The organism is Pseudomonas sp. S3E17 (genome assembly GCF_024168685.1).
GTDB classification, from domain to species: domain Bacteria; phylum Pseudomonadota; class Gammaproteobacteria; order Pseudomonadales; family Pseudomonadaceae; genus Aquipseudomonas; species Aquipseudomonas marginalis.
This window is the reverse complement of sequence record NZ_JALJWE010000001.1, coordinates 2,212,837-2,230,865: the sequence shown is the minus strand read 5'-3', so window position 1 is coordinate 2,230,865 and position 18,029 is coordinate 2,212,837. Positions and strand designations below refer to the sequence as shown.

Sequence of the window (18,029 nt, the reverse complement as noted above, 5' to 3'; positions counted from 1 at the left end):
TTGTTTCGGACCCTAGCCCTGTTGCTCCTGTTCCCGCTCATCCTGCAACTCGATGGCCTTTTGCCCTTTTGTCTTGATCTCACTCACAATCACCGCCACCACAATCAACGCTGCCCCCAGCATGGCAATCGGCGGGAACCGCTCGCCGGCGATCCGCCCGACAACCCCGGCCCACACCGGCTCACCGGCGTAGATCAACGTGGCCCGTGTCGGCGAAACGCTTTGCTGCGCCCAATTCATGGCGACCTGGATCACCGCACTGGTCAGGCCCAGGCCCACGGCGCTGAACAGCAGCAGCCAGGAGAACCCCGGCAGCGCCTCGCCCATCGGCACCACCATCAAAAACGACAGCAGCGACGCCGTCGCCAGTTGCACCACCGTCACCCGGCGTACGTCCACTTGCCCGGCGAACGCACTGATCAAAATGATTTCCGCCGCTATCGCCACGGCACCGATCAGGGTGGCGATTTCCCCTGGGCTGAAATTCAACGAAGCCCCGGCGGGGCCGGTCAACAACATCAACCCGGCAAACGCCAGCATGATGCCGATGCTTGGCATCACCCCCGGGCGCCGGCCCAGCACCAGCCATTGCAGCAGTGGCACGAACGGCACATACAGCGCGGTAATGAACGCCGACTGGCTGCTCAGGATCGTCTGCAGGCCAATGGTCTGCAGGCCGTAGCCGAACATGATCGCCACGCCGATGAACACGCCCGCCTTCAATTCGAACAACGTCAGGTCGCGCAAGGTACGCAAGGAAAAGAACCCGACCACAATCGCCGCCGCCGCAAAGCGCAGGCCGACGAAAAACATCGGCCCGCTGACAGTCATGGCATGCTGCACCAGCAAAAACGTGCCGCCCCAGATCATGGTGATAAACACCAGGATGCACTCGGCTTTGCTGAAACGGTGGAAACGCGAGGGGGAGTTCGGCGTGGTCATGGCGGCTCGGTCTTGCAAGGGAAAGGCACGGACCGCACAATGCGCCGCACGCTGGGCAGTATACTGCGCACACCCACCCATTGAGCAATATAGTGCACAAAGAAAATCCCCAACGGGCCTCGGTCCTGCAGCACGTCAGCCAGAACGTTCGTCGCCTGCGCCACGCCGCCGACCTGAGCCAGACTGCGCTCTCGGAAAAGTCCGGGGTCAGCCGGCGCATGCTCGTTGCCATCGAGGCCGGGGAAAAGAATGTCAGCCTGTCCACCCTCGATCGCGTGGCCGAAGCATTGGATGTGGCGTTCAGCGACCTGATCCAGGCGCCGGATGTGCGCGATCACAGCCGCATCAACGAACTGGCCTGGGCGGGGGAAATCGATGGCAGCAAGGCGGTGTTGCTGGCCAAGGCCACGGCGCGGCGCGAGGTCGAGTTATGGGAGTGGCGTCTTGAACCGGGTGATCGCTATTGCCCGGACCCCGACCTGGAGGGATGGAGCGAGCAACTGTTCGTCTTCGAGGGCAGCCTGACATTGGTGGTCGGCGATCAGGAAAACACCATCGGCGCCGGCGAATTCTTCATGTTCGCCAGCCACCAGCCCCATGCCTATCGCAATGACGGCCAGGTCGCCGTGCGCTTTGTGCGCAATGTGGTGATCTAACTGTTTGCCAGCCAACAGTGGATGCACACTTTGCTGGTTTGAAACTGCGGTTGCGCGCCTGTTTGCGCAGCAAACCGCTGATTTTATTGATGATTAAATTCAGGCACGACTCCTGCAAACACTCCAGTATCCCCTCGGAGCCTGGAGTCGGCCCATGTCTGCCCACCCTCAACAACCTGCCCATATCATCCGCTCGGACGCGGAGGCCATCGAGGTCGCCAAGCGCCTGGCCGAACGCTTTGCCGTCGACGCCAGCGCGCGCGACCGTGAGCGTCGCCTGCCGGTTGCCGAACTGGACGAGTTTTCCGCCAGCGGCCTGTGGGGCATCACCGTTCCCAAGGCCTATGGCGGCGCCGGGGTGTCCTATGTGACGGTGGCCGAGGTGATCAAGTTGATCTCCGCCGCCGACCCGTCATTGGGGCAAATCCCGCAGAACCACCTGGGCGTGGTGGACATCCTGCTGCAAACCGCCACCGAGGAACAAAAGCGCCACTACTTTGGCAAAGTCCTGGCGGGTTATCGCTTTGGTAACGCCTTCTCCGAGGCCAAGAGCAAAAACGCCGGCACCTTCGACACGCAGATTCGCTTCCACGGCGACACCGCGCAGATCAATGGCGAGAAGTTCTACTGCACCGGCGCGTTGTTCGCCCATATCGTGCCCACCGTGGGTAATAACGAAAAGGGCCAAGCCTTCATCGGCCTCGTCGAGCGCGATGCGCCAGGCCTGACCGTCATCGACAACTGGGACGGCTTCGGCCAGCGCACCACCGCCAGCGGCGGCGTGACCCTCGACGGCGTGAGCGTGCCCTTGAGCGCGGTGATTCCCGCCCACCTGGCGTTTGACCAGCCCACCGCCGACGGGCCGATTTCGCAAATCATCCAGGCCGCGGTCGACACCGGTATTGCCGTCGGCGCCCTGGAGCAGGCAAAAATCTTCGCGCGCCAGGCCCGTCCGTGGATCGACAGCCAGCAGGATCACGGTTGGCAGGACCCGTTCACCATCGCCGCCATCGGCGATCTGCAATGGCGTGTGCACGGCACCGAAGCGATCCTCGCCAAGGCCGGCCTGGCCGTCGACCGGGCCCTCGCCGAACCGAATGAAGACACCGTCGCCCAGGCCTCGCTGGTGGTTGCCCAGGCCAAGGTGCTGTCGGCCGAAACCGCCTTGCTCGCCAGCAGCAAACTCTTCGAACTGGCCGGTACCCGCTCGGTCACCGCCAAGCACAACCTCGACCGCTTCTGGCGCAACGCGCGGACCCACACCCTGCACGACCCGGCCCGCTGGAAATACCACCTGATCGGCAATTTCGTGCTCAACGGCGTCAAGCCTGCGCGCCACGCCTGGAACTGAGGACCTGACCCATGACCGCCCTGACCCTCGCACGCCAACTGCTGGACAGCACCCGTCGCCACGTCGAAAAAAGCGACGACCCCTACGTGATCAGCCGCTTCGGCGATTGGCAGATTCGCGTGGATGTAGCGGCCGCCTTGCTGGAACGCGCCGAAACCGACCCAAGCCCGGTCGCCGCCACCGAAGCGCAGATCGCCGCCGCCGAAGCCTTGCTCTTTGCCAGCAACACCGAATTCGAACTGACCGGCCAACGCACCGCGCTGCCACCGACCCTGGATGATCCGTTGCGCTGGAAATACCAGGTCGTCGGCAACTACCACCTCAACGGAGTGCTGTGATGTCCCGTGAAATCCGCTTGAACGCCTTCGACATGAACTGTGTCGGCCACCAATCGCCGGGCCTGTGGGCGCATCCGCGCGATCGCTCGTGGCAGTACAAGGACCTTGAATACTGGACCGACCTGGCGAAGATCCTTGAGCGCGGCAAGTTCGACGGCCTGTTTATCGCCGACGTGCTGGGCATCTACGACGTGTACAACGGCAACGGCGACGCGGCGATTCGCCAGGCGACCCAGGTGCCGGTCAACGATCCGTTGTCGCTGATCGCACCCATGGCGCTGGTCACCGAGCACCTGGGTTTTGGCCTCACCGCATCGCTGTCGTTCGAGCACCCGTATCCGTTTGCACGCAGGCTGTCGACCCTCGACCACCTGACCAAGGGCCGCATCGGCTGGAACATCGTCACCTCCTACCTGGAAAGCGGCGCCAAGAACCTTGGCCAGAAAGCCCAGACCGAACACGACGCCCGCTACGACTATGCCGAGGAATACCTGGAGGTCTGCTACAAACTCTGGGAAGGCAGTTGGGAAGAGGGCGCGGTACTGCGCGACCGCGAACGTCGGATCTTCAGCGACCCGAGCAAGATCCACGAGATCCGCCACGTCGGCAAACACTTCCAGGTGCCCGGCATCCACCTGTGCGAACCCTCGCCGCAGCGCACCCCGGTGCTGTACCAGGCCGGTGCCTCCAGCCGTGGCAAGCAGTTCGCCGCCGAGCAGGCCGAATGCGTGTTCGTTGCCGCGCCGTCCAAGGTGCTGCTGAAAAAGACCGTCGCCGACATCCGCCGCCGTGCGGCCGAAGCCGGGCGCGACCCGAAGAAAATCCTGATTTTCAACTTGCAGACCGTGATCGTCGACGAGACCGACGCCAAGGCCAAGGCCAAATTCGACGAATACAAATCCTACGTCAGTTATGAAGGCGCGATGGCGCTGATCTCCGGCTGGACCGGGATCGATTTCAGCCAGTTCAAGCCGGATGAACCGCTCAAGCACGTGCACACCAATGCGATTCAATCGGCGGTGGAAGCTTTCTCCACGGCGGATCCGAACAAGGTCTGGACCCCCAGCGAACTGGCCGATTGGGTCGGTATCGGCGGCTTTGGCCCGCTGTTCGTCGGCGGCCCGGAGACCGTGGCGGACCTGTTGCAGGAGTGGGTCGAAGAGACCGACGTCGACGGCTTCAACCTCGCCTATGCGCTGACCCATGAAACCTTTGTCGACGCCGTCGAATGGCTGGTGCCGGAGTTGCAGAAGCGCGGCGTGTACAAGACCGAATACGCCCAGGGCACATTGCGCGAGAAGTTGTTCGGCGACGGTGCAAGGTTGGGCGCGAACCACCCTGGCGCGGGCTACCGCAATTTATCTGGGATACAAAAAACCAATGTGGGAGGGGGCTTGCCCCCGATAGCGGTGGCTCAGTCAACGGTGTTCTAACTGATCCACCACCATCGGGAGCAAGTCGAATCGTCGCACCGCCCCTCCCACAGTTGTCCTGTGTCGATCCAAATAATCAAGCCAGCGGACCACCGCACGCACACCCCCCAATAGGAGCAACCCCCTATGAGCGTGCACGAACCAACGGCCCTCCTGGAACACCTGCGCCACTGGGCGCAACTCACACCGTTGCACATCGCCCTGCGCCACAAGCGCCAGGGCCAGTGGTACGCCTGGCGCTGGATCGACACCTTGCGCGATGTCGAACGCCTGGCCGATGGTTTGCGCCAGCAAGGTTTCGATCAACAGTCACGCTTGGTGCTCAGCGGCGCCTTTGAGCCGAACCTGCTGTTGCTGGCGTTGGCGGCCCATTCCGTTGGCGCACAGGTGCTGACGCTGGCCGATAACCTCGAGCCGCAGGCCTTGGAGCAACAACTGTGGCGTATTCATCCCAGCCACGCCTACGTTCAAGGTCGCCAGCGCGATTGGACCTTCACCCAGCGGTTGGATTTCGCCCAACTGCTCGGCCCCGTGGACCCGGCGCAACACCTGCAGCGCTGGTGGCAGCCAGCCGGTGAAACCGCATTGTGGAGCGAGGAGGGCACCCACTGGCAAGGCGGCCTGGTGGTGGTGCTGGAGCAGTGGCTGAGCAGCGGCCACGGCCTGGCCTTCCCGGAAAGCCTGGCCTCGGCGCGACGTGATCGCAGCGAAGTCGCGCCCACCGGCCTGCTGCTGTCGCCCGCCCGTTTGCTGCACCTGGCCGACGAGATCGAAAGCCGCCTGCCACCCCACGGCACCTGGCGTCGACGCCTGTGCGACTGGGCCATTGCCCACCCGCACAGCGGCCTGCGCCGCCTGCTGAAAAACCGCGTGCGCACACTGTTGGGCTTCCAGCGCCTGGCCTATATCTGGCAGCCCCTCAAATCCAATGCCGAGCCGACGTGGCTTGCCGAATTCAAACGGGAACGTGCATGAGCCAAGCCATTCTCCAGGTGCGGGACATCTCGCTGTCGTTCAAGGGCGTCAAGGCGATCAATGGGCTGTCGTTCGAGGTGGCGCGCGGGGAAATCTGCGCGTTGATCGGGCCCAACGGCGCCGGCAAGAGTTCATTGCTCAACGTGCTCAACGGCGTGTATCGCTTCGATGCCGGCGAGATCGTGTTCGAGGCGCAGCATTTCCAGCGTATCGACCCGCTGGGCGCCGCGCGCCGAGGCATTGGCCGTACCTTCCAGAACAACGCCCTGTTCAAGAAAATGAGCGTGCTCGACAACATCCTCACCGGCCTGTCGCGGCATATGCGCACCAGCTTTATCGAACAGGCCCTCGGCTTGCCCCGCGCACGCCGTGAAGCCGAAGCCTTCCGCCTGCGCGCCCAGGGCATCCTCGAGTTCCTGGAGCTGCAAGCCTACCGCGATGTGCTGGTGGGCAACCTGTCCTATGGCCTGCAAAAGCGTGTGGAGCTGGGCCGTGCATTGATCGCCGGGCCCAGCCTGTTGCTGCTGGACGAACCCATGGCCGGCATGAACGCCGAGGAAAAACAGGAAATGGCGCGCTTTGTCGCCGACGTGAACCGCGACCTCGGCACCACCGTGGTGTTGATCGAACACGACATGGGCGTGGTCATGGGGCTGTCCGACCATGTGGTGGTGCTCGACTACGGGCGCAAGGTGGGCGACGGCACTCCGGCGCAAGTGCAGGCCAATCCCGAGGTGATCGCGGCCTACCTGGGAGTGACGCACTGATGACGTTCTTCTTCGAAACCCTGCTCGGCGGCCTGCTCGCCGGCACCATGTACTCCCTGGTCGCGATTGGCTTCGTGCTGATCTACAAGGCCAGCGGCGTGTTCAATTTTGCCCAGGGCTCGATGCTGCTGTTTGCCGCGCTGACCTTCGTCAGCCTGCACGACCAGGGCGTGCCGTTTGCCCTGGCGTTGCTGTTGACGGTGATCGTGATGATCGTCGGCGCCTTGCTCATCGAGCGCCTGGTGCTGCGGCCGCTGGTGAACCGCTCGCAGATCACGTTGTTCATGGCGACGCTGGGCCTGTCGTTCATTATCGAAGGCCTGGCCCAGGGCGTGATGGGCTCGCAGGTGCGCGCCCTGGACCTGGGCATCGACGATGTACCGCTGTTCGTCGGGCCGCTGATGCTCAGCCAGTTCGACCTGATCGCCGCGGCCGTGGCCGTGGTGCTGGTGACGGTGCTGGCGCTGCTGTTCAACAAGACCCGTATCGGCGTGTCGCTGCGCGCGGTGGCGGATGACACCACGGCGGCGCTGTCCATCGGCATCAACCTCAACCGCATCTGGCAGATCGTCTGGGCGGTGGCCGGCATCGTCGGGCTGGTGGCGGGGTTGTTGTGGGGTGCGCGCCAGGGCGTGCAGTTTTCGCTGTCGCTGGTGGTGCTCAAGGCCTTGCCGGTGTTGATCATCGGCGGCTTCACCTCGATTGGCGGGGCAATTGTCGGCGGGCTGATTGTCGGCGCGGCGGAGAACCTCGCCGAGGTGTATATCGGCCCGCTGATCGGTGGCGGCATCACACCGTGGTTCGCCTATGTCCTGGCGTTGTCCTTCCTGTATATCCGTCCCGCCGGCCTGTTCGGCGAGCGCGCCATCGAGCGAGTCTGAAAGCATGTCGATCCCTGTTGCTGAACACACCGCCCCCTTGCTGCTGGTCCAGCGGCGCGTGCCCTGGAGTCTGCTCGGCCTGCTGGCACTGGCGTTTATCGTGGTGCCGCTGTGGGGCAATGACTATTGGCTCAATGCGATCCTGATCCCGTTCCTGGTGCTGTCCCTGGCCGGGCTGGGCCTGAATTTACTCACCGGCTATACCGGGCAAACCTCGGTGGGTGCCGCCGGGTTCATGGCCGTCGGTGCCTTCGCCACCTATGGGTTTTTACTGCGCCTGCCGGAGTTGGGCCTGCCGGTGGCGCTGCTCGGCGGCGGGATCATCAGCGCCGTGGTCGGATTGCTGTTTGGCTTGCCCAGCTCGCGGATCAAAGGCTTCTACCTGATGGTCACCACCTTGGCCGCGCAGTTTTTCCTCGAGTGGCTGTTCGTCAAGTTCCCCTGGTTCTACAACTATGGCTCGTCCGGGACCATTTCGGCGCCGAAGCTGGCGTTGTTCGGCCATGACCTCAACACGCCGCTGGGCCGCTATTGGCTGACCCTGGTCACGGTGCTGTTGTTGACCTGGGCTGCCGTCAACCTGGTGCGCAGCCAGGTGGGTCGCAACTGGATGGCGATCCGCGACATGGACACCGCCGCCGCCGTGGTCGGCATCCCGGTGGTGCGCTACAAGCGCCTGGCGTTTGCGGTCAGTTCGTTCTACCTCGGCATCGCCGGCGCGTTGTGGGCGTTTGCCTACCTGGGCACGGCCAGCGCCAGCAGCTTCGACATCAACCGCTCATTCCAGATCCTGTTCATCATCATTATCGGCGGCATGGGCAGCATTGCCGGCAACTTCGTCGGCGCGGCATTCATCAGTTTGCTGCCGATCTTCCTCAGCCATGCCGGGCAGGCGTTGTTCGGTGGCTCGGTGGACGCGGGGCAGTTGCAGAACCTGCAGAAAATCATTTTTGGCGTGTTGATCATCGCGTTCCTGATCAAGGAACCCGAGGGCTTGATTCGCCTGTTGTACAACCTCCGTGACCGGCTGCGTCAGTGGCCCCTACGTTTCTGACCGATAAGAGAATCCCTATGCGTGCATCCTTGAAACGCTCCCTGGCCGGCGGCGCCTTCGCGCTGGCTGCCCTGGCCGGTGCCGTGCCCCAGGCGGTAGCCTCGGCCGACCAGCAGTTCTTTCCCCTGGCCACCTACCGCGTCGGCGCCTACGCCTCCAGCGGCGTGCAGGTGTGGGCCGGGATGATCGACTACCTGCGCTATATCAACGAGGTCGAAGGCGGCATCAATGGCGTGAAGCTGGTGTGGCAGGAATGCGAGACCGAGTGGACGGCGGAGAAAGGCATCGAGTGCTACGAGCGCTTCAAGAACGGCCTGGATGGCGCGCCGGTCGCGGTGTACCAGCCCAACGGCGCGCCGGCGGCCTATGCCCTCAGCGAAAGGGCAGAGGTGGACAAGATCCCGCTGATCACCCTCGGCTACGGTCGCACCGAAGCCACCGACGGCACGGTGTTCCCGTACAACTTCCCGGTGATGCTGACGTTCTACAGCGAGGCGTCGACCCTGGTGAACTACATCGCCCAGCGCGAAGGCGGCTTCGACAAACTCAAGGGCAAGAAGATCGCCACGGTCTACCACGACTCGGCCTACGGTCGCGAAACCCTCGGCCCGCTGAAATTGCTGGCGGAAAAATACGGTTTTGAAAACATCCAGATTCCGGTGGCCGACCCGGGCAATGAGCAGTCCGCGCAATGGCGCCAGGTACGCCAGGCCAATCCGGATTGGGTGTTCCTGCGCACCTGGGGCGTGTCCACCCCGGTGGCGGTGAAAACCGCCGCCCGCTTCGGCTTCCCGGTGGACCATATCATCGGTGACATCTGGGCCAGTTCCAGCGAAGACGTATTGCCCGCAGGCGCCGCCGCCAAGGGCTACCTGGCGCTCACGCCTTACCCGGCAGGTGCGGATTTCGAGATCCACAAACGCCTCAAGCAGTACATCCTCAACAAGGGCCACAGCGACCTCAAGGACCTGAAGAATTTCGGCAGCGTCTACTACAACTCCGGCCTGGTGAACGCCGCCGTGGCCGTGGAAGCGATCCGCACCGGCCAGGCCAGATTCGGCAAGCGCCCGCTCAATGGCGAAGAAGGTCGCTGGGGCCTGGAACACCTGAATATCGATGACGCGCGCTTGAAGGACATGGGCTACCTGGGCCTGATGCAGAACCTCAAGTTGTCATGCCGCGACCACGAAGGCGGCGGCTCGGCGCGCGTGCAGCAATGGGACGGCGCCCACTGGACGCTGATCAGCGACTGGATCGCCGCCGACCGCGCCCTGTTGCGCCCGCTGATCGATGAAAAATCCGCGGCGTTCGCCAAGGAAAAAGGCCTGACGCCACGCACCTGCACCGGGGATGAATAGATCATGAGCCAGCTCGCCAGCGAAGCTACGCGCCCGTCGTTGTTGACGGTCAACGATATTGAAGTGATCTATGACGGCGCGATCCTCGCCGTGGCCGGGGTGTCGCTGAGCGTGCCCAAGGGCGCCATCGTCGCCCTGCTCGGGGCCAATGGCGCCGGCAAGAGCACCACCCTCAAGGCGATCTCCGGGCTGGTGCGGGCCGAGCGCGCCGAAGTCAGCCGGGGCGTGATCGAATACGCGGGCGTCGACCTGGCCGGCGTCGACCCCAGCCAGCGCGTGCGCCAGGGCATGGTGCATGTGCTGGAAGGCCGCCATGTCTTCGGCCAGCTCAGCGTCGAAGACAACCTGCGCAGCGGCGGCTTTGTCCGGCGCCTGAGCCGCAAGGCCATGGAGCAGGATCTGGAGCGCATCTACGCCTGGTTCCCCCGGCTCAAGACCAAGCGCCACACCCGCGCCGGCCTGACGTCCGGCGGCGAGCAACAGATGGTCGCCATCGGCCGCGCGTTGATGACCCGTCCTACTTTGGTACTGCTCGACGAGCCGTCCATGGGTTTGGCGCCTATGATCGTGCAGGAGATCTTCGAGATCATCGCGCAGCTCAACCGCGAGCAGCAGGTGAGCTTCCTGATCGCCGAGCAGAACATCAACGTCGCGCTCAACTATGCGTCCCAGGGCTACGTGCTGGATACTGGGCGCGTGGCCTTGAGTGGCAGCGCCGCCGAGCTGTTGGCGCGGGGCGATTTGCACGATATTTATCTGGGTAAACAGTAAAGGCGAATGTGCATGACTGAATCCCTCCGCAACGCTGATGTGCTGATCATCGGCGGCGGCCTGAGCGGCACGATGCTGGCGGTGCAACTGCTGCGCCGGCCTGGGCAGCGCCGGATCCTGGTGATCGAACCGCGCGCCGAACTCGGCCGTGGCGAGGCCTACAGCGCCGTCGAACTGGGCCACACCCTGAACGGCAACGCGGCGCGCATGAGCGTCGACCCGGACAACGCCGACGACCTGACCCAATGGCTCACCGCCTACATCGGTGCCGGCGGTTGGCCCGAGTCGGACCAGCAGCACGTGCCCATCAGCGAACTGTTCCCGCCACGCGGGATTTTTGGCCTGTATGCGCAGCAACGGCTGGCTGAGGCCAAGGCGTTGTCGGCGTCTACCGTCGAGCATATCCGCGCCGAAGTCGTCGACCTGCAGGTCGGCGACGATTCAGTGTTGCTGACCCTCGACAACGGCCAGCAATTGCACGGCGCCCAGGCGGTGTTGGCCACCGGCATGTTCCCGGCGGCGCGCACACCGCAGACCCAGTCCAGCGGCTTGAACGCCGCCGCCGTGGACCCCTGGGACGTGCAGGCCATGGCCCGGATCGACCCGCAGGCGCCGGTGTTGATCATCGGCTCCGGATTGACCATGGTCGACGCCGTGGTGTCCCTGGAACAGGCCGGGCACCGTGGGCCCATCGAAGTGTTTTCACGCCACGGGTTGTTGCCCCATGTGCGCCGGCAACCGCCGGGCTGGGACGATTTCCTCGCCGCCGACCACGCCTTGCGCAGCCCGCGACAACTGCTGCGCGAGGTGCGGCGTCAATGCCGCCTGGCATTGGCGCAGGGCATCGATTGGCAGGCGCCACTGGACACGGTGCGCGCCCATATCGGCCGGCTGTGGAGCCAGGCCGGCGCGGGCGAGAAACGCCAGTTCGTGCGGCATGTGCGGCCCTGGTGGGAAAGCCATCACCACCGCTCGCCGCCGTTGAGTGCCCAGTTGGTGGCCCGGCTGCATGAGCAAGGGCGGTTGCGCATTCGCGCGGCGTCGTTCAAGGGGCTGGAGCCCTCGGGCGAGGGCGTGACCATTCGCTTGCGTTACCGTGGCGAACAGGTGGTCAGCCTGGTATCGGGAGCGGCGCTGATCAACTCCAGCGGCATCGAATACGACTGGCGCCGCGTGGCCCGGCCGTTGCCGCAGCAGTTGCTCAAGCGCGGGCTGATCAGGCCGGGGCCGCTGGCGTTGGGGATTGCGGCGGACACGTGCGGCGCCGTGCTGGATGCCCAGGGCCAGGTCAGCATGCGATTGTTCGCCATGGGCCCGCCGTTGCGCGGGATGTGGTGGGAGAGCACGGCGGTGACGGATGTGGCGCTTCAGGCCAAGGCCTTGGCATTGAAGTTGGCGCATTTCTAAATGTGGGGAGGGGGCTTGCCCTAATGCCAGTCATTTAAGGCTTTTTGTAGGAGCGAGCTTGCTCGCGAAAAACTCACAGGCGCCGCGTTCATTCAGGAAGCACGCGTTATCGTTGACGTTTTTCGCGAGCAAGCTCGCTCCTACAGGAGGCGATGTACGCTTAACTGACTGGCATGCCACAACAGCCCTATCTGCCGGGCGTTCAGCGTTGAGCCAACGTTTTGTAGGAACCTATGCTCCTCCCACAGGGGGGCTTCATTTATTTTGAGGTCTTTACGAAGCCGGGTTTTAGGCCGAACACCTCAACCCCCTGCGGCGTCGATTGCCCGGTAGTCACCTTCACCCGCTCCACCGGCTTATCCATCGCTTCTCGATACTCCACCGTCCTGTCCGCCTGGATCGCCTCGCTCGGAATCACTATCGCCTGCGCATTGTTGTAAGTGACGATGGTCAACCGCGCACTCATCCCCAGGCGCACCCGCTGCAACTGTTGCGGGGTCAGCCTGGGGATCGTCAGGGTTACCGGAAACTGCGCGCTGCCCTGGCTGTCGCTGGCAATCGCCAGGCCGCTGACCACGCTCACCGAGCCGCTCAGCCGCTCCCCGTCAAAACCATCGCCCAGCACTTCCACCGCCTGGCCCTGGTGCAGCTGGTTGATGTCCAGCTCAGAGACCTTGGCGACGATTTTCAGCCGCTCGATATTGGCCAGGCCGAACAGCACCTGGCCCTGGCTGACCTTGCTGCCGGCCTGAATCGGCGCGTTGGTGTTGCCGCCGCCTTGGGGCGTATTGTTGCCGGGGGCGGGCACCACGATGCCGGAGAACGGCGCCTTCACCTCCTTGCCTGCGAGCAGGGTGCGCAAGGCCTCGTATTTCACCGTAGCGTTGGTCAGTTCCATGTCGGCGATCTGGCGGTATTCGCCCTTGCCCTGGTCGAGGGCCTGTTGCAGTTCGCTGCGGGCGGAGGCGAGGTCCAGTTGCTGTTGCTGGGTCTGTTGCTTGAGGTCGTCCAGCTCATTGCGCGGGATGATGCCGCGCTTGAACAGGTTTTCGCTTTCGGTGAGTTTGCGTTGGGTGTTGCCGGCGGTCATCTCGGCGGTGCGCAGGCTACGGCGCGCACGGCTGACGGTGGGGCCGCTGTCCCAGTCCTGCAGCTCTTGCACGGCGCGGCGGGCCTTGAGCTGGGCGGAGAGGGCGTCGCGCAACTGCACTTCAAGGGTGGCCGGGTCCATGCGCAGCAGGACCTGGCCAGCCTCGACCCGCTGGCCTTGCTCCACCAGATTGGCCTGCACGTTGCCGTCGAACGGCGCCGTGAGGGTGAGGGTGGTGTCGGGTTCGATCTTGCCCACCAGGCCGATCTGGTGCACCAGCGGGTCGGGCTTGACGGCCAGCCATTGTTCGGTGGCGCCGGCCGGGCCTTCTGCGGGGCTGTGCAGGGCCAGCCCCGCGCCGGCCAGCAGCAGGATCAATGCGACGCCCAGCAGGCGTTTTCGATTAGTAGTCATTGAGGGCGATTTCCCAACTTTCCAGCGTCATGCCCAGGGTCAGGTCGAGCTGGGTCTGGGCGTTTAAATAAGCGATCAGGGCGTTGAGCTGCGCGTTTTCGGCATTGCGCAGGTCGGTCTCGAAGCTCAGCACCTGGAAGTTGGTGGAGCGCCCGGCGCTGAGCTTCTCGCGTTCGATCTCGATCTTGCGCCGCGACAATTCCACCGCGCGCTGGGAGATTTCATACTGGCGCCAGCGGGTGCCGAGGTCGCGCACCACGTCGTTGACGTTGCGTTCCAGTTCCTGGCGGGCGTCGGTGATGCGGATCTCCTGGTCCTCCACGTTGACCCGCGCGCGCACTTCGGCCTGGCGCGTGCTGATGTCGCCGATGGGGATCTGCACCTGCACCCCGGCGTAGCTGTCCCAAGTGCGGTTGTTGGTGCTGCCGGCATCGTTATTGTAGGCGTCGCGTATCTGGTTTGCGCCGGCCACCAGGTCCACCTGCCAGCGCCCGGAGTCCTTGGCGATCACCAGGTTGAGATCGGCCCGCTGGCTGCCGAGCAGGGCGGCGAGGTATTCCGGCTGCTGGGTCTGCGCCAGGTTGAAGGCCTGGCGTTTGTCGATCTGCAGGGGCTTGGCCTCCAGGGCTTCGGTGGCGCGAATCGGTGTGGAGAGGTCCAGGGCCAGCAGGCGCAGCAAGGCCAGGCGACTGGTGTCGAGCTGGTTCTGCGCTTCTTCGACGCCCAGTTGCTGGGTGGCGATGTCGGCTTCGGTCTGCACGATCTCGAATTCGGCCATGCGCCCGGCGCTGATCAAGGCTTTGTTCACCTCCAGCAAGGTGCCGGAGCGCTTGAGGGCGTCCTGCACGATGCTCAGTTGCTCCTGGGCCCGCAGCAGTTCGCGGTAGGTGGCGATGATCTGGCTGATGGTCTGTGCCACGGTCGCCTTGAGGTTCAGGCGGTTGGCCTGCTCCGACAGGCGCGACAGGCGCAACGGTGCGGTGGTGGCGTCCCAGCCGGCGCCGCGCATCAACGGCTGGATGATCGCCAGGTCGAGGCCGTCGCTGCGGTAGCGGCCGGCGCGGTCGGCGTTGTTCAACTGCTGGGTCCAGGCCATGCTCAGGCGGGTGCCGTATTCACTGAGCAAGCTGGTGGCCGGTGCCACGTTGGCATTGCGCGCACTGTCCTGGGAGCCACGGGTGCTGCGGTAATAGCTGTTGAGGGTGAGCTTGGGGTTGAACACGTCTTCGGCGACGCGCAGGTCGAACTTCTGCGCCACCCGTTGCAGGTAGGCGCTGCGGATCGCCGGGTTGTTGCGCAGGCCCAGGTACACGGCGTCACCCAGGGTCATGGTGGTGACCTGGGCATTCAAGGACACGCCCCGGTCGTAACCGCTGCGGGTGCTGCTGGGGGCCGATGGTTTGATGACCACCTCGGCGGCCATGCCGTGCAGGCTGATCAACACGAGCAACCCGAGCCATTTACTCATCGCGCAAGGCCTCCACCGGCTGCAACCGCGAGGCCGACACCGCTGGGTAGATGCCAAAGAACAAGCCCACCAGCAACGTACTGCCCACCCCCAGGGGCAGGGCGGCGACGGCCAGGTCGAATAGCCATCCCGACAGCCAGGCGTAGAGCCAGGCGGCGGTCATCCCGAGTACCGCCCCGCACAGCGCGCCGACGGCGGTGAGGGTGACGGCTTCGAGCAGGAACAGGTTGCGGATGTCGCGCTGGCGAGCGCCCAGGGCCATGCGAATGCCGATCTCGCGACGGCGTTCCGATACGTTCATCAGCATCACATTCATCACGCCTACGCCACCGCCGACCAGGGAAATGGCGCCGAGGGCCAGCAGCAGGTAGGCGAACGTGCGGCTTTGCCGGGTCATGCCGTCGATCATTTGCTGGGGCACCTGGATGTCGACAGTGTGGTCGGTGAGTTGGGGCTGCAAGGCGCCGGCGGCTTCCCTGGCAATGCGTTCCATGTCCTGGCCGGGCGCGGCGCGGATAACCACATTGCCGATCTGCGGCATGGCATAGATGCGGCGCATACCTTCGGCGGGAATGAACAACGACTCGTTGGCCTGTACCGGCATCAGCATCGCCCTGGGCTGGTTCTGCAGAATGCCCACCACCAGGAACAGGTAGTCGTTGATGCGCACGCGGTCGCCCAGTTGCAGCGGATCGCCCGGCGCTCCGAGTGCCTGGGCCAGCTGGTCACCGATCACGCCATAGGTTTCGTTGGCGTCGAAGCTCGACAGAAAGCGCCCCTGCCGTACCACCAGGCGCATCGCCGCCTGGATGTCCGGTGTGCTGCCGACGAGGTTGGCGTTGGTGGTGCGGCCATGGAACACGATGGGCCCGCTGAACAAGGTCAGCGCGCCGATATGGGCAATGCCCGGCACGGCCTGGCGCACGGCATCCAGGTCGAGCCTCGCGGGCGCGGGGACCGTGCTGCTGCCCTTGGGCGGGAACTGGGCGACCAGGGTGTCGGTGCCCATGTCCTTGAAAATCATCGCGGCATCCACCGCCGCGTTATGGCCGATATTGATCAGCGCCACCACCGACGAACTGCCGATGACGATGCCCAGCAGGGCCAGCACCGAGCGCTTGCCCAGGGTGCGCAGGCTGACGAAGGCTTCATGCAGCAGTTGGCTGAAGCTCTGTTCGACCCGCAGGCTCATAGGCGCCCGGCCTCGTGCACTACGCCGTTGCGCACCAGGATCTTGCGCTCCAGGCGTTCGGCGATATGCGGGTCGTGGGTGACGATGATCAGCGTGACCTGTTGCTCGCGGTTCAAGGCCAGCAGCAGGTCCATGATGTCCTGGGCGGTGGTGCTGTCGAGGTTGCCGGTGGGTTCGTCGGCCAGGATCACCGACGGCTTGCCCACCAATGCACGGGCAATCGCCACACGTTGGCGCTGGCCGCCGGAGAGGTCGGCGGGGCGATGATGGGCGCGCTCGGCCAGCCCGACCTGTTCGAGCATGCGCAGGGCCTGCGCCACCGATTCATGCCGCGATACACCGCGATAGCTCAGGGGCAGGGCGACGTTGTCCAGGGCGCTGAGGCGCGGCAGCAGGTTGAAGCTCTGGAACACAAAGCCGATCTGCTGGTTGCGGATCGCCGCCAGTTCGTCCGGGGATGCACTGAAAATATCGTGGCCGGCAAAGTGGTACTGGCCGCAATTGGGCAGGTCCAGCAGGCCGAGGATATTGAGCAGGGTGCTTTTGCCGGAGCCCGAGGCGCCGAGGATGCCGCAGCTATCACCGCGCTCGATGGACAGGCACACCTCATTGAGAATGGTCAGTTCCTGCCCGGCGAGCTGATAGCGCTTGCCGATGCCTTGCAGGGAAATCAAGCCTGGGTGCGCGGGGGTATCTGTCATCGTGACTACGCCTGCAGTCTCGACGCTGCCGTCATGCGCCCTTTGTAAATCTTTGTAACAAGTTCGGGAGCTATCTGGTTCGCGTCACGGACTGGTTTTATTTCTTGTTTTTAAAATATTGTTTGAATACTAACCGTGTTCCCGGTGCTCCGCCAGCCGTGGATGTAGAGCGGTTTTACGCTTTGAAAAGATTTCCCTCACCGGTACGGGAGTCTACCGAAAGGCGCCTGACCCGTCTGAAAATCCCCGTGGGCAAAGGCTTTGGATAGTATGGCGGTGTGTCACTACTTGCTTTCGACCGGCCGCACCGGTATAAAAAATCAAATTATTTTTTAAAACAATATTTCCGCCGTGGAACCCTTATGGTCGCGAAGAAACTCAGCGCTCCAAACGTTACCAAGACTCGATTGCTGGATGCGACAGAGGCTCTCTTCATCAAATACGGCTATGACGCCGTGCTGCTGCGGCAGATTACCGAGCGCGCCCAGGTGAACCTGGCTGCGGTGAACTACCACTTCGGGGACAAGGACTCCCTGATGAAGACCCTGTTGATGCAACGCCTGGAACCGCTCAACGAGCAGCGCCTGGAATTGCTGGCGCGCTGTGAGGCTGAATCCGACGGCCCCCTCGACTGCGACACCTTGCTCGGCGTGCTCTTCGCCCCGGCCATGGGCCTGGAACGCAGCGACCCGGCGAGTGGGGAAGGGCGTTCGTTCATCCGTTTCCTCGGACGGGTGTACAGCGACACCTCGCCGTTTATCCAGGAATACCTCAAAGTGCATTACCAGCCGGTGTTCCAGCGCTTCTTCGAAGCCTTTGCCCTGGCCTTGCCGGATTTGCCGCGCAATGAGCTGGGGGTGCGCCTGCAATTTGCCCTCAAGGCGATTTCCGGGGTCATGGCCGGTACCGAATTGCGCCTGCTGATGAACTCCATGAGCCTGGGCCGCCCGGCGACGGATGCCGAGGTGATGGCCAAGCTGATCACCCTGGTCTCGGCGGCGATTCGTGTGCCGCAGCAAAGCCCGGAAGCCGAACACGCGCTGGCCAAGGTGCTGGATACCCAGCGTGCCATTCGTGAACAGGCGACAACGCCGGCCGCCAAGGCCTCGCGCTGAGAATCCCAGGCAAAAAAAAGCCCGCTGGGGCGGCGGGCTTGATGTGCAACGTTTGTAACGGATGAGGCTTCACCCTACGTCTCGGGATGTAAATAAAACGTGAAAAATATGTAAGA

17 protein-coding genes are annotated in these 18,029 nt (G+C 63.9%); 12 read left to right on the top strand and 5 right to left on the bottom strand.

All coding sequences use genetic code 11. The annotated features are described in order from the left end of the window. Positions 1-12: 12 nt before the first annotated feature. A complete protein-coding gene (locus J3D60_RS09675; RefSeq protein ID WP_253491129.1) occupies positions 13-942 on the bottom strand; it encodes a DMT family transporter in 930 nt (309 codons plus the stop codon). Positions 943-1,034: 92 nt separating this feature from the next. Here J3D60_RS09675 and J3D60_RS09670 point away from each other — a divergent pair, with 92 nt between their 5' ends. The 11 genes from J3D60_RS09670 to J3D60_RS09620 all read left to right on the top strand — a co-directional run bounded on the left by J3D60_RS09670 (position 1,035) and on the right by J3D60_RS09620 (position 11,933). Then, positions 1,035-1,598: a helix-turn-helix domain-containing protein gene (locus J3D60_RS09670; RefSeq protein ID WP_092488826.1), complete on the top strand. Its 564-nt coding sequence runs from the start codon at positions 1,035-1,037 to the stop codon at positions 1,596-1,598. 154 nt (positions 1,599-1,752) lie between these two features. Next, on the top strand, positions 1,753-2,949 hold the full coding sequence (locus J3D60_RS09665; protein ID WP_065940093.1) for an SfnB family sulfur acquisition oxidoreductase: 1,197 nt from the start codon (positions 1,753-1,755) through the stop codon (positions 2,947-2,949). An 11-nt stretch (positions 2,950-2,960) separates the two neighbouring features. After that, the gene (locus tag J3D60_RS09660) at positions 2,961-3,287 is read left to right on the top strand and encodes an acyl-CoA dehydrogenase (RefSeq protein ID WP_092488825.1); all 327 of its coding nucleotides are present in this window, start codon (positions 2,961-2,963) and stop codon (positions 3,285-3,287) included. Further along, the gene (locus J3D60_RS09655; protein WP_253491126.1) at positions 3,287-4,720 is read left to right on the top strand and encodes an LLM class flavin-dependent oxidoreductase; all 1,434 of its coding nucleotides are present in this window, start codon (positions 3,287-3,289) and stop codon (positions 4,718-4,720) included. The genes J3D60_RS09660 and J3D60_RS09655 overlap by 1 nt, the downstream gene beginning before the upstream one ends. Before the next feature lie 126 nt (positions 4,721-4,846). Continuing rightward, entirely contained in the window at positions 4,847-5,695 is an 849-nt protein-coding gene (locus J3D60_RS09650) for an AMP-binding protein (protein ID WP_253491123.1), read from the top strand. After that, positions 5,692-6,462, top strand: a complete 771-nt coding sequence (locus J3D60_RS09645; protein WP_253491121.1) for an ABC transporter ATP-binding protein — start codon at positions 5,692-5,694, stop codon at positions 6,460-6,462. The genes J3D60_RS09650 and J3D60_RS09645 overlap by 4 nt, the downstream gene beginning before the upstream one ends. Further along, positions 6,462-7,343 (top strand): branched-chain amino acid ABC transporter permease, encoded by an 882-nt coding sequence (locus tag J3D60_RS09640; RefSeq protein WP_027606301.1) that lies wholly within the window; start codon positions 6,462-6,464, stop codon positions 7,341-7,343. Before J3D60_RS09645 ends, J3D60_RS09640 begins: the two co-directional genes overlap by 1 nt. Before the next feature lie 4 nt (positions 7,344-7,347). Continuing rightward, on the top strand, positions 7,348-8,397 hold the full coding sequence (locus J3D60_RS09635) for a branched-chain amino acid ABC transporter permease (protein ID WP_253491119.1): 1,050 nt from the start codon (positions 7,348-7,350) through the stop codon (positions 8,395-8,397). A 17-nt stretch (positions 8,398-8,414) separates the two neighbouring features. Beyond that, positions 8,415-9,755: an ABC transporter substrate-binding protein gene (locus J3D60_RS09630; RefSeq protein WP_253491117.1), complete on the top strand. Its 1,341-nt coding sequence runs from the start codon at positions 8,415-8,417 to the stop codon at positions 9,753-9,755. A gap of 3 nt (positions 9,756-9,758) precedes the next feature. Next, positions 9,759-10,526: an ABC transporter ATP-binding protein gene (locus tag J3D60_RS09625; protein ID WP_027606304.1), complete on the top strand. Its 768-nt coding sequence runs from the start codon at positions 9,759-9,761 to the stop codon at positions 10,524-10,526. A 12-nt stretch (positions 10,527-10,538) separates the two neighbouring features. After that, complete coding sequence (locus J3D60_RS09620) at positions 10,539-11,933, top strand: FAD/NAD(P)-binding protein (RefSeq protein WP_253491115.1); 1,395 nt, start codon at positions 10,539-10,541, stop codon at positions 11,931-11,933. Between the two features lie 259 nt (positions 11,934-12,192). On the opposite strand, the gene J3D60_RS09615 is transcribed toward J3D60_RS09620, so the two are convergent. Genes J3D60_RS09615 through J3D60_RS09600 form a run of 4 tightly spaced genes read right to left on the bottom strand, consistent with a single transcriptional unit; the run spans position 12,193 to position 16,798 of the window. Beyond that, positions 12,193-13,437, bottom strand: a complete 1,245-nt coding sequence (locus tag J3D60_RS09615; RefSeq protein WP_253491113.1) for an efflux RND transporter periplasmic adaptor subunit — start codon at positions 13,435-13,437, stop codon at positions 12,193-12,195. After that, on the bottom strand, positions 13,427-14,905 hold the full coding sequence (locus J3D60_RS09610) for a TolC family protein (RefSeq protein ID WP_253491111.1): 1,479 nt from the start codon (positions 14,903-14,905) through the stop codon (positions 13,427-13,429). Before J3D60_RS09610 ends, J3D60_RS09615 begins: the two co-directional genes overlap by 11 nt. Next, positions 14,898-16,097 carry an ABC transporter permease gene (locus J3D60_RS09605; RefSeq protein ID WP_115488477.1) on the bottom strand — a complete coding sequence of 400 codons (1,200 nt, stop codon included), beginning with the start codon at positions 16,095-16,097 and terminating at the stop codon, positions 14,898-14,900. The genes J3D60_RS09610 and J3D60_RS09605 overlap by 8 nt, the downstream gene beginning before the upstream one ends. Beyond that, on the bottom strand, positions 16,094-16,798 hold the full coding sequence (locus tag J3D60_RS09600) for an ABC transporter ATP-binding protein (protein WP_065940083.1): 705 nt from the start codon (positions 16,796-16,798) through the stop codon (positions 16,094-16,096). The genes J3D60_RS09605 and J3D60_RS09600 overlap by 4 nt, the downstream gene beginning before the upstream one ends. A 362-nt stretch (positions 16,799-17,160) precedes the next feature. Between J3D60_RS09600 and J3D60_RS09595 the strand changes: the two genes are divergently transcribed. Continuing rightward, positions 17,161-17,913 carry a TetR/AcrR family transcriptional regulator gene (locus tag J3D60_RS09595; protein ID WP_253491108.1) on the top strand — a complete coding sequence of 251 codons (753 nt, stop codon included), beginning with the start codon at positions 17,161-17,163 and terminating at the stop codon, positions 17,911-17,913. Positions 17,914-18,029: the final 116 nt, after the last annotated feature.